Here is a 14,917-nt window from a genome sequence, read left to right as displayed (position 1 = left end):
GAGGTCACACCGGGTGCTCAGCCGCTGATCACTTGTGGGACGGCGACGGACTTCAGGCCTTCCGCACCGAACTCGAGTCCGTAGCCCGACTGCTTGGCCCCGCCGAACGGCACGTACGGGTGCACCCCACCGTGGCTGTTGATCCAGACGGTTCCTGCCTGCAGGCGGCCCGCGACGGCGATCGCCGCGTCCCGGTCCGCCGACCACACGGACGCGCCCAGGCCGGCGTCGATGCCGTTCGCCGCGGCGACCGCCTCGTCGACGTCGCTGAACCGGACGATCGGCAGGGCCGGTCCGAACTGCTCCCTCTGGACCAGCGCCGCATCGTCGTCGATGTCGGCGACGAGCGTGGTGGGGTAGAAGTACCCGATGGCGTCCCGGTCCGGGTCGCCGCCGAGCACGACCCGGGCGCCCCGCGCCTTGGCCTCCTCCACGAGAGAGTCGACGACGTCGAACTGCATCTCGTTCTGCAGCGGGCCGAGCACATTGGCCTCGTCGGTGCCCACACCCATCGGCATCTTCGCGGTGACCTCGGCAAGGGCCTGGACGACGGCGTCGTAGACGTCGTCGTGCACGTACAGGCGCTTCAGCGCGGCACAGGTCTGGCCGGTATTGATGAACGCACCCCAGAACAGGTCCTGAGCGATCGCGGCCGGGTCGACGTCGGGCAGCACGATCCCCGCGTCGTTGCCGCCGAGCTCGAGCGTGAGACGGGTGATGTTGTCCGCCGACGCCGAGATGATCTTCGAGCCCGTCGCCGTGGATCCGGTGAACATGACCTTGCCGATCTCCGGCCGGCGCACCAGGGCGTCGCCGATGTCGCCGGCACCCGTGACGACCTCGAGCACCCCGGCGGGAAGGACCTCGTTGAGGACCGCGGCGAGGGCCAGGCCCGAGAGGGTCGTGTACTCCGACGGCTTGGCGACGACCGTGTTGCCCATGCGCAGTGACGGGGCGATCTGCCAGATCGCGATCATCATCGGCCAGTTCCACGGCGTGATCGCCCCGACGGTGCCCACCGGGCGGTAGTGGAGCACCGCGTGCCCGGACTCGTCGTCCAGGACGGTCTCGGTCGGCAGATCCATGGCGGCGGTGGCGCGCAGCCAGCTCGCGCACGCGCCGACCTCGAACCGCGCGTTGGGCCCGTTGAGCGGCTTTCCCTGCTCGTGGGACAGGACCAGGGCCAGGGCCTCGGCCGACGCGTCGACGGCGTCGGCGAGTGCGAGGAGTGTCTGTCGGCGGTCCTCGTCCGAGAGCGCCGACCACTCGGGTTGTGCCTCGACGGCCCGGGTCACCGCGCCATCGAGGTCGGCCACGGTGCTGACCGGGACGGACCCGATCCGGGCACCCGTCGCGGGGTCGGTGACCTCCCGGGCCGGGCCACCAGCGGTGGTGACCTCGGCCAGGAGTGTGTCGTAGGTATACATCAGTCCTCCTTGACGTGACGCGCGTTCGTGACGATTCTCGGCGGCGCCGGGGTCCTTCGTATTGACCGTGAGCGCACGAGAGCGTGCAGCCCGTGCATGCCATGCGCCGGGTGGATCAGACCGGATCCTGGGTGCGCTGAGTCGTCCGACGCACCGCGAGCTGAGGTAGTTGTGCTCGTACAGGTGGTTCGGGCTGTGGCGGGACAGCGTGCGTCGACCGATGAGGTCACGTGTCAGGGCGGGCGGCTCGGCGGAGCCGGCGCCGCCGGCGCGTGTCAGGTGCCCGTCGGCGGTACCGCGGGAGCGGCGTGCACGTTGAACCGTTCGAGGTCGTCGGCCAGGTCGCGGTAGGTCTCCGGCCGGTTCTTCCGCAGGTAGGCGCCGTAGCCGATCCCGCCGACGAGGGCGAGCACGAGCAGCAGCGGCATGAGCCGGATGACCAGGGCGTCGGAGCCCGCGACGATGTCGAAGTTCGCCACGGCCATCACGACGATGGTGAGCAGCCCGAGGAACCCGATGCCCGGCGCGACGAGCGTGCTCCACGCCCGTGGGTCCCGGCTCCTGCGGAAGTGCACGACGATCGAGAGCGCGGCCAGTCCCTGCAGCACGAGCACGCTGAGCGTCCCGAATCCCAGCATGGCGGGCACGAGCGTGCCGATCGGATCGGCGCCGGCGACGGCGAACAGGGCGGCGACGACGGCCGCGAACCCGGCCTGCACGAGGCCGGCGACCTGCGGTGCTCCGCCGGGCCGGGTGCGGGCGAGCGACTGGGGGAGTACCCGGGCACGGCCGAGGGAGTAGAGGTAGCGCGTGGCGGAGTTGTGGAACGCGAGCATGGCCGCGAAGAGGCTGACCAGCAGCAGGACGATCATCACGGTCGTGAGCGGCCCGCCGAGGTAGGCCTGCGCGAGCGCGAAGACCAGGTCGCCGGACTCCAGGTGGTCGAGCGCGGTCTGCTGCGCCTGTGCGACGCCGGTCGCGCTCACCACGGCCCACGTCGTGACGCCCAGGATCACGCCGATCGAGGCGATCGCGGTGTAGGTGGCGCGAGGAACCGTTCGCAACGGGTCACGTGCCTCCTCGCCGAACAGCGCGGTGGCCTCGAACCCGAGGAAGCCGGTGGCGGCCAGCAGCAGGCCGATCGGCAGCGACCCGGACAGCACCGACTCCGGGCTGAACGCGCTGACGTCGTACCCGGTCTGCACGAGCACCGAGATGTCGAACACGACGAGGATCAGCACCTCGAGCACCAGAGCGACGCCGAGGACCTTCGAGCTGAAGTCGACGCCGGCGCGGGCCAGCACGAAACAGACGACGATCGACGCCAGGCCCCAGAGGTACCAGTGCAGGTCGAAGCCGGTGAGGTCGGCGATGATCACCTGCATGAAGAAGCCGCTGGTGCCGATCGTGCCGACGACGAAGAAGTTGTAGCCGAGCGTCGCGATGAACCCGGCGACCAGCCCGCCGGTGCGGCCGAGCCCCTTGACGACGAACGCGTAGAAGCCGCCGGCGCTCACGAGCTGTTTGGACATCTGGGCGTAGCCGACGGCGAAGAGCAGCAGGATCGCCGCGACGAGGAAGAACGACATCGGCGTCCCGCCTCCGTTGCCGAGCGCGATCGCGAGCGACGCGACGACGACGATGCCCGTCAGCGGTGCGACCGCGGCGAGCACCAGGAACACGATGCCGGCCACGCCGAGGGCGTTGCGCCGGAGGGCGGTGGACTCTACGGGGGACTGAGCGACGGTGCTCACGTCTGCTCCTTTGCCTGGGAGGAAAGACTAGGACACCTCGGATTCTGCGCACCGCGTCCGGGGCGGGCTTGCCGGACAGCGCACAGCATTGTTGTGCGCGCGCAGACCGTGGCCGGAGCGGGTCGTCGACGTGCCCACCAACGCGTTCGAGCACGCTGGTCCGCAACAGCCTCGGTCATGGAGGTGCTCACCTTGCTGTCGAGGTGGCGGTTCAGTGGTCGCAGCCGCAGGCGTTCCCGCCGCCGCAGCATCCGCCGTTCCCGTGGCCCGTGGCGCCGTCGGGCAGGTCCAGCGCCGGGTTGCGGTCCAGGAAGCCGTACGGCTTGAGGGCGAAGCCGGAGTAGTCGACGGGCATGACCGGCCAGTCCTCGGGCCGCGGGACGTGGGTGGGCCCGAAGACGTGCCACAGCACGAGGTCGGTCCCGTCGAGGTCGCGGTCCGCGCTCGTCCAGGCGGGCAGGCCCGCACCGCCGGCGTGCGCGTTCGGGTACGGGCCGGCGGGGAACCGCTCGCCGGCGTCGAACGCCGTGGCCCACAGATGCCTGGTCGCGAACGTCGCCCGGCCGTGCACCGTCGAGTCCGGCTGCGCCATCAGCACCGGTCCGCCCTGCGGTACCAGGTGGTATGCGGTGGGCTTGCCGACATGGTTGCGGCGGTGCGCGCTGGCGATCTCCCACACCCGCCCGGCCGCCGGGTCGGCGAGGCGGGCCGCCTCCGACTCGCGGGTCAGCTGCCGGCTGCGCCACGTGAACGCGTTGCCGTGCGGGTTGTCCGCACCCGTGGGGACCCCGACGACGTCCACCTCGTGGAGGGTGTTGTCCTCGCCGTCGACGGCCATGTCGAGGCGGGCGCAGAACAGGTGCTGGTGGACCGGCGCGAAGACGCCGGGCGCGATCTCCGGGGCATGCGGGTTCTCGCTGCCGGGGATGCCGGCGCCCGCGAACACGATGCCGGTCGCCTTGGCCTCGACCTGGATCGTGCCGTCCAGGTACAGGTACCAGAAGAACCCGTAGTCGTAGTTCCCGATGGTGGCGAAATAGCTGATGACGAGGCGCCGGCTGCGACGCACCTCCGCGTTCCCGGCCAGGTCGGTGTGCTTCCAGAGGATGCCGTAGTCCTCCTCGTGCAGGCACACGGCCTGGGGGATCCGCACCGGGTTGCCGTGGTCGTCGGCGACGTGCGCGTCGAAGTAGTGGATGACCCCGAGGCAGTCGCAGCCCAGAGCGAGCGAGTTGGCGTTCTTGCCGAGCAGGTACTCGCCAGCGTCGAAGTAGCTGATCCAGAAGCGCGTGCTCGTCGTGTCGCCGTAGGGCACCACCATCTCGGGGACGCTCCCGCGATGGAGCACCGGACGCTCCTCGGCGTCCTCGCCGGTGCCGTCGCGGAACGTCACGGTGTTGAGCACCAGCCCCTCGCGGGCGTTGAACCCGACCCGGAAGCGCCAGTTCTCCCAGCGCACCTCGGAGCCCTCGACGGAGAAGCTCGGGCCCTCCGGCTGGGTGATCTCGATGGGCTTGAGCGTCTCGCGCGGGGGCCCTTGCGCGGCGAGCGAGTAGTCGCCCGACGCCATCGGCACGGGCACGTCGCCGTCGTCCTCGACCCGGATCGCGCGGCCCGCGGTGAGATCGACGTGCACGATCAGGCCCTCGACGGGGTGCGCCCACGGGCTGTCCTCGGGGTGGGTGCGCAGGAAGGTGAGCGACCGGATCACCCGGCGCCCCGTCTCGTCCGCGCGCCCGAAGAACCCGGGAGCGAGCGGCGCGCAGAACGCGTCCTCGATGTATTCCTCCAGGCCACGGCGGCGCATCGCCTCCCGCCACCCGGGCGTGGCCTTGGTGATCTCGGCCGCGGCGTCGTACTCCTCGAACAGGTACTGCGGTTGCCCGTACGGAGCACGGTCGTTCTCGAGCGCCACGTGCTCCTCGACGCGCCGGTGCGTCACCGACACCACCGCCTCGCTCGCGCGGCCGGTGTCGCGGTCCAGCAGCGTGACCGAGACCCGGCGGTCGAGCGGTGCGCCGGGCCGCCAGGCGGCGACCTCCTCCTTCGCGGGCTCGACCGGGAGCAGCTGGGGAACGCGCACCGACGGGCCGAGCAGGCCCTCGGCGGCGAGCACCTCGCGCGCCGCGGTGATCTCGTCACCCGTCAGCGGATCGAGCGGATGGACGGTGCTCGTGGGCGCGGTCACCCGGGCGCCGTGCGTGTGCGTGATGTCCGGGAGGTATGTCATGGGCGTTCCTCGGTCGGTGGGCGATCTGCCCAGTATCCGGACGCCGTACCTCGTCGGCCATGACCGTGGGCGCTCGGGGTTTGACCCAGGGAGAACAGGTCAGTGTGCCGCCCGGTACTCCCGCGGTGGCATGCCGAACTCCGCCTTGAACGCCCGGCTGAAGTGGGCGGCGTCGACGAATCCCCATCGGGCGGCGAGCACGGAGACGGGGGCGTCGGCGAGCCGAGGCGTGATGAGGTCGCGCCGGCAGCGTTCGAGCCGGCGTTGCCGGATCCATGCCGCGACGGTCGTGCCGGTGTCGTGGAACAGAGCGTGCAGGTGCCGGGTCGAGATGAAGTGCGCCGCGGCGATCGATGCGGGCGTGAGGTCGGTGGAGCCGAGGCGCTCCTCGATGTACGCGCGGATGTGCTCGAGCAGTTCCTCGTGGGGGTCGCGGCGGAGCGAGTGCCCGAGCTCGGTGGCGAACATCGTCGAGACGAGGTCCAGCGCGCTGTGGCTCAGCTGGGTTCCCGGTGCCCGTTCCAGCTGCTCCATGTGGTCGCACAGGTGGCCGAGGAACGGGGCCACTATCGCACCCACGCCCGTGTCCCCGCCCAGCCGGACCGCGGTGAGCTGCCGGACCATCCCGGCGGGAAGCTCGATGCGGCTCTGGGGGAACATCACCACCAGGGAGCGGAACTCCTGGTCGAACTCGAGCGTGTACGGACGCCGCGTGTCGTACACGGCCAGGTCGCCCGGGCGGAGCAGGGCTTCCCGCCCGTCCTGTACCAGCAGACTGGTGCCGGCGACCATGAGGCTGAGCTTGAACGAGGCGAGGTCGTCGTGTGCGGCATGCCGGGGCGTCCGCTCGACGACGTGCCTGCCGCCGTGCAGGTCGCTGACGTGCACGTCGTCGACCGTCACCGCGCGTACCACCCCGCGGAAGGATTCCGGCGCGCTGCTCGACAGGTCGAGCGGCAGGAACACGCCCGCGACCACGGCCCGGTATGCCTCGAAGCTCGGCGTGACATGAGTGGTGAGCCTGCCGGTCATCGGCGTCTCCCTTTTCGTGCGCAGTGACGTCATCCTCGGCGCCTGTGCGCTCAAGGCTAGTGTTCCGGCGGGAGCCGTACAAGCGTGCTGCTGACCGGCCTGCCGCCATCAGGCCGGGGTCAGCGTGTACTTGGTCTGGAGGTACTCGTGGATCCCCTCGGCTCCGCCCTCGCGGCCGAGTCCGGACAGCTTCCACCCGCCGAACGGCGCCGCGGCGTTGGACACGACTCCGACGTTGAGCCCCATCATCCCGGTCTCCAGCCGGTCGATCATGCGCTGGCCGCGCGCGAGGTTCTCCGTGTACACGTACGAGACGAGCCCGTACTCGGTGTCGTTGGCGAGGGCGACCGCCTGGTCCTCGGTGTCGAACGCGGCGATCGCGAGCACGGGGCCGAAGATCTCCTCCCGCAGGATGTCGCTGCCGGGGACGACCCCGGTCAGCACGGTGGGCTCGAAGAAGCTGCCGGGACCGTCGACGCGCGAGCCGCCGGTGGCGAGCGTGGCTCCCCGGGCGACCGCGTCCTCGACGAGCGCCTCGGCCTTCGTGACGGCCTTGTCGTCCACGAGGGGGCCGATGGTCACATCCGGCTCGGTGCCGCGTCCGACGACGAAGCCGTCGACGGCCGCGGTGACGCGCCGGGCGAACTCGCCGGCGACGGAACGGTGCACGATGAACCGGTTGGCGGCCGTGCACGCCTGCCCGATGTTGCGGAACTTCGCCGCGAGGGCGCCCTCGACGGCCCTGTCGAGGTCGGCGTCCTCGAAGACCACGAAGGGGGCGTTGCCGCCCAGCTCCATCGACGTGCGCAGCACTCCCGCCGCCGCCTGCTCCAGCAGGCTGCGGCCCACGGGCGTCGACCCGGTGAAGGACAGTTTGCGCAGCCGCGGGTCGGCGATGATCGGGCCGGAGACGGCCGACGAGGAGGAGGTGGTGATCACGTTGACCACGCCGTCGGGCAGACCGGCGTCCTGCAGCAGCTTCGCGAGGTACAGGGTCGTCAGGGGCGTGAGCGCCGCGGGCTTGACGACCACGGTGCACCCCGCCGCCAGCGCCGGTGCGATCTTGCGCGTGGCCATGGCGAGGGGGAAGTTCCACGGGGTGATGAGGAAGCAGGGCCCGACGGGGTGCTGGGTGACGATCATGCGCCCGGTTCCCTCGGGGTTCGGCCCGTAGCGGCCGGTGATGCGCACCGCCTCCTCGGAGAACCAGCGCAGGAACTCCCCGCCGTACGTCACCTCGCCCCGCGCCTCCGCGAGCGGCTTGCCCATCTCGAGGGTCATGAGGAGGGCGAAGTCCTCTCTGCGGTCCTGCAGGAGGTCGAACGCGCGGCGCAGGATCTCCCCGCGGGTGCGGGCGGGCGTCGCGGCCCACTCGGCCGCCGCGGCGACCGCGGCGTCGAGCGCGGCCGTGCCGTCGTCCGCGCCGGCGTCGGCGATGGTCCTGAGGGTCCTGCCGGTCGCCGGGTCGTTGACGTCGAGCGTGGCCGCCGCCGCGGCGGGCCGCCACCGGCCGCCGATCAGGAGCCCGTCGGGGACGGCGGTGAGCAGGTCGGACTCGCGGGTGCTGGTCATGCCTTCTCCTGGGTGATCGTGGTGTCCTGCGGGAGCAGCGCCCCTGCGAAGAACTCTCGGAGCTCGTCCGTCGCGCTCAGGGGGAGCACGGCGGCCACGTACTGGTCGGGTCGCACCACGACGACGGCGCCGCCCCGGCTGATCCCGCGCAGCTCGAAGATGTCCTGTGCCGGGTCGGTCGCGTACACCTTTTCGTGGTCGACCAGCCCGAACGGGCCGACCCGGGGCTTGAAGACGTCGGGCACGTCGGCGAACTCCACGCCGAAGTGGTCCTGCTGGTAGACGACCTTGACATCGAGCACGGAGTCCGGGTCGGTCCCCTCCGGGGTGTGCCGCAGCAGCGGTGAGCCGGGTGCGGTGCCGAGCCACTCGGCCCAGTCCCGCAGCGCCGAGGGCTCGCCCGGTGCCGCGGTGTCGGCGAACGCGTAGATCCGCCACCGTCCGTCGGCGCGGGCGTGGTGCCCCAGGTGGGCCGGATTGCCCTCGGCCACCCGCTCCACCGGGGCCGACTTGAACCGCTTGCCGACGGGGAATCCGGTGGCGAGCTCCTGATGGGCCGGCTCGGACACGATCATGGACGGCTGGTACCGGGTCATGAACCCGCACGGGAACTCGGCGGTCTTGACGTAGAAGTCCTCGAGGTACGTCGGGTCGGGCAGGTCCTCGGGGGGAGTGGCCATGAGGCGCGACCACTCCCGGTCGAAGTCGATGAGGTCCTGGGCGACGACCTGCCGCTCGGCCGAGTAGGTGGCCAGCAGGGATTCCGGTGCCCGGCCCGTGAGCACGTGCGCGAGCTTCCACGCGATGTTCCAGCCGTCCTGCATCGACACGTTCATGCCCTGCCCGGCCTTCGCGCTGTGCGTGTGGCAGGCGTCGCCGGTGAGGAACACCCGCGGCGTGCGGGTGCCGGTGAGCTCCTGGGGAACGTCGTCGAAGCCGTCGGTGACCCGGTGGCCCACCTCGTACACGCTGTGCCAGGGCACGTCCTTCACGTCGAGCCTGTAGGGGCGGAGGATCCGGTTCGCGCGGGCGATCACCTCGTCCAGGCTCGTCGCACGGATGCGTGCGCTCCCGCCCGGCGGCACCTCGCCGAGGTCGACGTACCACCGCGCCAGGTACCCGCCCTCGCGGGGGATGAGCAGGATGGACCCGCCGTCGTGCGACTGGATGGCGCACTTGGTGCGCACGTCCGGGAAGTCCGTCACGGCGAGCACGTCCATCACGCCCCAGGCGTGGTTGGCCCGGTCGCCGACGGGCTTGCGGCCGATCGCCCGCCGGACGGCGCTGTGCGCCCCGTCGGCCCCGATGACGTAACCCGCGCGCACCGTCCGCTCGGCACCCTCCCGAGGCCCGGCCGTGTGCCGCAGCGTCACGGTGACGGGGTGCCCGGCCGGAGTCACGGTCAGCCCCACGACCTCCAGGCCGTAGTCCGGCGTCACCCGGGCCGGCGCCTGCGCCGCGACCTCGGCGAAGTAGTCGAGTACCCGCGCCTGGTTGACGATCAGGTGCGGGAACTCGCTGATCCCGTCGGGGTCGTCCGGTGGGACGGCACCGCGGACGATGTGCTCCGGGTGCTCCGGGTCGGGCTTCCAGAACGCCATCTCGGTGATCCGGTAGGCCTCGGCGATGATGCGCTCGGCGAACCCGAACGCCTGGAACGTCTCGACGCTCCTGGCCTGGATGCCGTCGGCCTGACCCATCTCGAGGCGGCCCGGTCGTCGCTCGACGACATGAGTGCGGATCTCCGGGAACTGCGCGAGCTGCGCGGCGGCGATCATGCCCGCGGGGCCGCTGCCGACGATGAGCACGTCGACCTCGTCCGGCAGCTCTGCGGGCCGTTCGAGGCCGTAGCCCGCGGCCGGCTGCACGCGGGGGTCGCCGGTCACGTAGCCGTGGTGGTGGAACTGCATCGTTCTTCCGTTCTGCTCGTGGTGCGGCGGCCGCTCAGGCCTTGGCCGACCTTGCCGTGCTACCCAGAACCATATACGATCTGAGATACGAAATGCCAGAGGGAAAGCGAGATCATGAGTACCGAATCGCACGTGCCGCCGGAACGGGCGTCTTCCGCGGCGGGGCCGCTCGCGGAGCGGCCGGGGAAGATCGTCGCGGTGCACCTCGCGTACGCCTCACGCGCCGGCCAGCGCGGACGGCGACCCGCGGCGCCGTCGTACTTCCTCAAGCCGACCAGCTCGCTCGCCGCCACGGGCGGTGTGGTCGAGCGGCCGGCCGGCACCGAGCTGCTCGCCTTCGAGGGCGAGGTCGCCCTCGTCATCGGTGCGCCGGCCCGCAACGTGCCGGTCGAGAAGGCCTGGCAGCACGTCGCGGCGGTGACCGCGGCGAACGACCTGGGCGTCTACGACCTCCGCTGGGCCGACAAGGGCTCGAACGTGCGCTCCAAGGGCCGCGACGGCTACACGCCGGTCGGCCCGGCGCTCCTCGACGCCCGCGCCATCGATCCCGCCGGGCTGCGCGTCCGCACCTGGGTCAACGGTGAGCTGGTGCAGGAGGACACCACCGGCGACGACGCACTGCTGTTCCCGTTCGCGCAGATCGTGGCCGACCTGTCCCAGCACCTGACGCTCGAGACCGGCGACGTCATCCTGACGGGAACACCCGCCGGGTCGAGCGTGGTGGTGCCGGGCGACGTCGTCGAGGTCGAGGTGGACGCCCCGACGGCGCCCGGTGCGCCGACGTCGGGCCGCCTGGTGACCACGGTGGTGCAGGGCGACGTTCCGTTCGGCGACGTCGGCGCGGGGCCGAGGATCGACGACACGCAGCGGGCCGAGGCGTGGGGCAGCCGTGCGGCCGCGGGCCTCGCACCGGAGCCGGCGCCGTTCGTACTCACCGACGAGCTCGCCGACAAGCTGCGCCGCGCACCGGTCGCCGGCCTCTCGGCCCAGCTCCGCAGGCGCGGCCTGGACAACGTGATCATCGAGGGCGTGCGGCCCGGCACACCGGGCGCGACGCTGGTGGGCCGCGCGCGGACGCTGCGCTTCGTGCCCCACCGCGAGGACCTGTTCGCGGCGCACGGCGGCGGGTACAACGCACAGAAGCGCATGTTCGACGCCGTCGGCGCGGGCGAGGTCATCGTCATCGAGGCGCGCGGTGAGACGGGCTCGGCCACCCTGGGTGACGTCCTCGCGCTGCGCGCGACGGTGCGCGGGGCGGCGGGCGTCGTCACCGACGGCGGCGTGCGGGACTTCGACGCCGTGGTCGCCACCGGGCTGGCGGTCTTCTCGAAGGGCCCCCATCCCGCGGTGCTCGGCCGCCGGCACGTGCCGTGGGACACCGACGTGGCCGTCGCCTGCGGCGGCGCGACCGTGCTGCCCGGAGACGTCGTCGTGGGCGACGCGGACGGCGTCGTCGTCATCCCGCCGCACCTTGTCGAGGAGGTCGCCGACGCGACCCTCGCCCAGGAGGAGCAGGACGCGTGGGTGGCCGAGCAGGTCGCCGCGGGCCACCCGGTCGACGGGCTGTTCCCGCCGAACGCCGAGTGGCGGGCGCGCTACGAGTCGTCGAAGGCCCAGTCGTCGAAGGCTCAGTCGCCGAGGGAACCACGATGACCACCGAGGACGTGACGACGCCGGCCGTGGAGGCCGCCTTCGCCGGCGCGCTCAGCAAGTCCCAGCTCGCGTACGACTACCTGCGCGACCGCATAGCGCTCCACGAGCTCAGCCCGGGCTACCGCCTCGTGCTGCGGAGCATCGCCGACGAGCTCGCGATGAGCGTCGTGCCCGTGCGCGAGGCGATCCGGCGGCTGGAGGCCGAAGGCCTGGTGACGTACGAGCGCAACGTGGGCGCGCGGGTCGCGATGGTCGACGAGCAGGGATACGTCGACGCCATGCAGGCACTCGGCGTGGTCGAGGGCGCGGCGACCGGGCTCTCGGCGCCCCGTGTCTCCGCCGCGGATCTCGAGCGGGCGACGGAGGTGAACGAGCATCTGCGCTCGCTGCTGGACCACTTCGACCCGCACGCGTTCACCGCCCTGAACCGGCAGTTCCACTCGGTGCTGTTCGAGTCGTGCCCCAACCAGCTGCTGCTCGACATGGTCCACCGCGGCTGGGCCCAGCTCTCCGGGCTGCGCGACTCCACGTTCGCGTTCGTGCCGGGCCGGGCCCGCGACTCGGTGGCCGAGCACGCCCACATCCTCGACCTGATCGCCCGCGGCGCCGACCGGCTCGAGATCGAGATCGCCGCGCGCAACCACCGGTGGGCGACCATGCAGGCCTTCCTGGACGCTCGTGCCGCCGGCGCCGTGCCCCACCCACCTCGACACACGGAGACACGATGACCGACCAGACGACCCGCCACCTGCCCGCCGGGCTGCCCGACCGTATCCAGCACTACATCGGCGGCAAGCTCGTCGACTCGGTCGACGGCGACACGTTCGACGTGCTCGAACCCGTGACCAACGAGGTCTACGTCCGGGCGGCGGCGGGCAAGGCGGCCGACGTCGCTCTTGCCGTCGCCGCCGCGCGCGAGGCGTTCGTGAACGGACCCTGGCCCAGGATGCTGCCGCGCGAGCGCTCGCGGGTCCTGCACCGGATCGCGGACATCGTCGAGTCCCGTGACGCGCGGCTCGCCGAGCTGGAGAGCTTCGACTCCGGTCTGCCGATCACGCAGGCGCTGGGGCAGGCGCGCCGGGCCGCGGAGAACTTCCGGTTCTTCGCCGACCTCGTCGTGGCGCAGTCGGACGACACCTTCAAGGTGCCCGGACGCCAGATCAACTACGTGAACCGCAAGCCGATCGGCGTGGCAGGCCTCATCACGCCGTGGAACACGCCGTTCATGCTCGAGTCCTGGAAGCTCGGCCCGGCGCTGGCGACCGGCAACACCGTGGTGCTCAAGCCCGCGGAGTTCACGCCGCTGTCGGCGTCGCTGTGGGCCGGCATCTTCGAGGAGGCGGGGCTGCCCGACGGCGTGTTCAACCTCGTCAACGGCCTGGGGGAGGACGCAGGGGATGCCTTGGTCAAGCACCCGGACGTGCCGCTGATCTCGTTCACGGGGGAGAGCAGCACCGGGCAGCTCATCTTCGCCAACGCCGCCCCGTACCTCAAGGGCCTGTCGATGGAGCTGGGCGGCAAGTCCCCGGCCGTCGTCTTCGCGGACGCCGACCTGGAGGCCGCGATCGACGCCACGATCTTCGGCGTCTTCTCGCTCAACGGCGAGCGCTGCACCGCCGGCAGCCGCATCCTGGTCGAGCGTTCGGTCTACGACGAGTTCGTCGAGCGGTACGCCGAGCGGGCCGAGCGCGTCGTGGTCGGCGACCCGCAGGACCCGAGGACCGAGGTCGGCGCGCTGGTGCACCCCGAGCACTACGAGAAGGTCGTCTCCTACATCGAGATCGGCAGGTCCGAGGGCCGGCTGGTGGCCGGCGGCGGGCGCCCGGAGGGCTTCGAGGCCGGCAACTACGTCGCGCCGACCGTCTTCGCGGACGTCCCGCCGTCCGCCCGGATCTTCCAGGAGGAGATCTTCGGCCCGGTCGTGGCGATCACGCCGTTCGACACCGAGGAGGAGGCCCTGGCCCTGGCCAACGGGGTCAGGTACGGGCTGGCCGCCTACGTGTGGACGAACGATCTCAAGCGCGCGCACAACTTCGCGCAGAGCGTCGAGGCGGGGATGGTCTGGCTCAACTCGAACAACGTGCGCGACCTGCGCACCCCGTTCGGCGGGGTCAAGGCCTCCGGCCTCGGGCACGAGGGCGGCTACCGCTCGATCGACTTCTACACCGACCAGCAAGCCGTGCACATCACGCTCGGCGAGGTGCACAACCCGACTTTCGGCAAGGGAGCCTGAAGATGACCGACCCCATCCCGACACCACTCGCGCCGCCGCCGGACATCCTGCGGTGCGCGTACATGGAGCTGGTGGTCACCGACCTGACCGCCTCCCGGAACTTCTACGCCGACGTGCTGGGCCTCGTGGTCACCGAGGAGGACGAGGACACCGTCTACCTGCGCAGCCTGGAGGAGTTCATCCATCACAACCTCGTGCTGCGCAAGGGCCCGGTGGCCGCCGTCGCCGCCTTCTCCTACCGGGTGCGCAGCCCTGAGGAGCTCGACCGGGCCGTGGCGTTCTACACCGAGCTGGGCTGTCGGGTGGAGCGCCGCGCGGAGGGCTTCACCCAGGGCATCGGCGACTCGGTACGGGTGACCGATCCGCTGGGATTCCCCTACGAGTTCTTCTACGACGTCGACCACGTCGAGCGTCTGGCCTGGCGGTACGACCTGCACACCCCTGGCGCCCTGGTGCGCCTGGACCACTTCAACCAGGTCACCCCCGACGTGCCGCGCGCCGTGAAGTTCATGGAGGACCTCGGCTTCCGCGTCACGGAGGACATCCAGGACGGCGAGGGCACGACGTACGCCGCGTGGATGCGCCGCAAGCCGACCGTGCACGACACGGCGATGACGGGTGGCGATGGCCCGCGCATGCACCACGTCGCGTTCGCCACCCACGAGAAGCACAACATCATCGCGATCTGCGACAAGCTCGGCGCCCTGCGCCTGAGCGACCGCATCGAGCGGGGCCCGGGCCGGCACGGCGTGTCCAACGCGTTCTACCTGTACCTGCGCGACCCCGACGGGCACCGGGTGGAGATCTACACGCAGGACTACTGGACGGGCGACCCCGACAACCCCGTGGTGACGTGGGACGTGCACGACAACCAGCGCCGCGACTGGTGGGGCAATCCCGTGGTGCCGTCCTGGTACACGGAGGCGTCGCTCGTCCTGGACCTGGACGGCAACCCGCAACCGGTCGTCGCCCGCACGGACACCTCGGAGATGGAGGTGACGATCGGCGCGGACGGGTTCTCCTACACCCGCCCGGAGGACGACGCCGACGCGCTGCCGTCGTGGAAGCAGGGCGAGTACAAGCTGGGGCACCAGCTGTGAGCCCGA

General features: G+C 71.4%; 10 protein-coding genes and 1 pseudogene. 4 read left to right on the top strand and 7 right to left on the bottom strand.

The window, feature by feature from the left end:
• Positions 1-17: 17 nt before the first annotated feature.
• The 7 genes and pseudogenes from EDD34_RS12415 to EDD34_RS12390 all read right to left on the bottom strand — a co-directional run bounded on the left by EDD34_RS12415 (position 18) and on the right by EDD34_RS12390 (position 9,925).
• A complete protein-coding gene (locus EDD34_RS12415) occupies positions 18-1,427 on the bottom strand; it encodes an aldehyde dehydrogenase family protein (RefSeq protein ID WP_170177160.1) in 1,410 nt (469 codons plus the stop codon).
• 165 nt (positions 1,428-1,592) lie between these two features.
• A pseudogene (locus tag EDD34_RS21605) lies at positions 1,593-1,664 on the bottom strand (MoaF C-terminal domain-containing protein); the annotation flags it as partial.
• A 38-nt stretch (positions 1,665-1,702) separates the two neighbouring features.
• A complete protein-coding gene (locus EDD34_RS12410; RefSeq protein WP_123814849.1) occupies positions 1,703-3,181 on the bottom strand; it encodes an APC family permease in 1,479 nt (492 codons plus the stop codon).
• A 211-nt stretch (positions 3,182-3,392) separates the two neighbouring features.
• Positions 3,393-5,411: a primary-amine oxidase gene (locus EDD34_RS12405; RefSeq protein ID WP_123814848.1), complete on the bottom strand. Its 2,019-nt coding sequence runs from the start codon at positions 5,409-5,411 to the stop codon at positions 3,393-3,395.
• A gap of 99 nt (positions 5,412-5,510) precedes the next feature.
• Positions 5,511-6,443 carry an AraC-like ligand-binding domain-containing protein gene (locus EDD34_RS12400; RefSeq protein WP_123814847.1) on the bottom strand — a complete coding sequence of 311 codons (933 nt, stop codon included), beginning with the start codon at positions 6,441-6,443 and terminating at the stop codon, positions 5,511-5,513.
• A 108-nt stretch (positions 6,444-6,551) separates the two neighbouring features.
• Positions 6,552-8,015, bottom strand: a complete 1,464-nt coding sequence (locus EDD34_RS12395; protein WP_123814846.1) for an NAD-dependent succinate-semialdehyde dehydrogenase — start codon at positions 8,013-8,015, stop codon at positions 6,552-6,554.
• Positions 8,012-9,925, bottom strand: coding sequence for an FAD-binding monooxygenase (locus EDD34_RS12390; RefSeq protein ID WP_123814845.1), 1,914 nt, complete (start codon positions 9,923-9,925; stop codon positions 8,012-8,014). Before EDD34_RS12390 ends, EDD34_RS12395 begins: the two co-directional genes overlap by 4 nt.
• 114 nt (positions 9,926-10,039) lie before the next feature.
• On the opposite strand from EDD34_RS12390, the gene EDD34_RS12385 reads away from it, so the two are divergent.
• The 4 genes from EDD34_RS12385 to hpaD are packed head-to-tail and all read left to right on the top strand — an operon-like array spanning position 10,040 to position 14,911.
• On the top strand, positions 10,040-11,578 hold the full coding sequence (locus EDD34_RS12385; protein ID WP_123814844.1) for a fumarylacetoacetate hydrolase family protein: 1,539 nt from the start codon (positions 10,040-10,042) through the stop codon (positions 11,576-11,578).
• Positions 11,575-12,306 carry a GntR family transcriptional regulator gene (locus tag EDD34_RS12380; RefSeq protein ID WP_123814843.1) on the top strand — a complete coding sequence of 244 codons (732 nt, stop codon included), beginning with the start codon at positions 11,575-11,577 and terminating at the stop codon, positions 12,304-12,306. Before EDD34_RS12385 ends, EDD34_RS12380 begins: the two co-directional genes overlap by 4 nt.
• Positions 12,303-13,811, top strand: a complete 1,509-nt coding sequence (gene hpaE / locus EDD34_RS12375) for a 5-carboxymethyl-2-hydroxymuconate semialdehyde dehydrogenase (protein ID WP_123814842.1) — start codon at positions 12,303-12,305, stop codon at positions 13,809-13,811. The genes EDD34_RS12380 and hpaE overlap by 4 nt, the downstream gene beginning before the upstream one ends.
• Positions 13,812-13,813: 2 nt before the next feature.
• The gene (hpaD, locus tag EDD34_RS12370) at positions 13,814-14,911 is read left to right on the top strand and encodes a 3,4-dihydroxyphenylacetate 2,3-dioxygenase (RefSeq protein WP_123814841.1); all 1,098 of its coding nucleotides are present in this window, start codon (positions 13,814-13,816) and stop codon (positions 14,909-14,911) included.
• Positions 14,912-14,917: the final 6 nt, after the last annotated feature.

The organism is Myceligenerans xiligouense (assembly GCF_003814695.1).
In the GTDB taxonomy this organism is placed as follows: domain Bacteria; phylum Actinomycetota; class Actinomycetes; order Actinomycetales; family Cellulomonadaceae; genus Myceligenerans; species Myceligenerans xiligouense.
This window is presented reverse-complemented; position numbering and strand designations above follow the sequence as displayed.

Coding starts and splice junctions, on each gene's coding strand:
- hpaE (WP_123814842.1), top strand. CDS start 12,303: ATGACCGACCAGACGACCCGCCACCTGCCCGCCGGGCTGCCCGACCGT.
- EDD34_RS12385 (WP_123814844.1), top strand. CDS start 10,040: ATGAGTACCGAATCGCACGTGCCGCCGGAACGGGCGTCTTCCGCGGCG.
- EDD34_RS12380 (WP_123814843.1), top strand. CDS start 11,575: ATGACCACCGAGGACGTGACGACGCCGGCCGTGGAGGCCGCCTTCGCC.
- EDD34_RS12405 (WP_123814848.1), bottom strand. CDS start 5,411: ATGACATACCTCCCGGACATCACGCACACGCACGGCGCCCGGGTGACC.
- EDD34_RS12415 (WP_170177160.1), bottom strand. CDS start 1,427: ATGTATACCTACGACACACTCCTGGCCGAGGTCACCACCGCTGGTGGC.
- EDD34_RS12390 (WP_123814845.1), bottom strand. CDS start 9,925: ATGCAGTTCCACCACCACGGCTACGTGACCGGCGACCCCCGCGTGCAG.
- hpaD (WP_123814841.1), top strand. CDS start 13,814: ATGACCGACCCCATCCCGACACCACTCGCGCCGCCGCCGGACATCCTG.
- EDD34_RS12400 (WP_123814847.1), bottom strand. CDS start 6,443: ATGACCGGCAGGCTCACCACTCATGTCACGCCGAGCTTCGAGGCATAC.
- EDD34_RS12395 (WP_123814846.1), bottom strand. CDS start 8,015: ATGACCAGCACCCGCGAGTCCGACCTGCTCACCGCCGTCCCCGACGGG.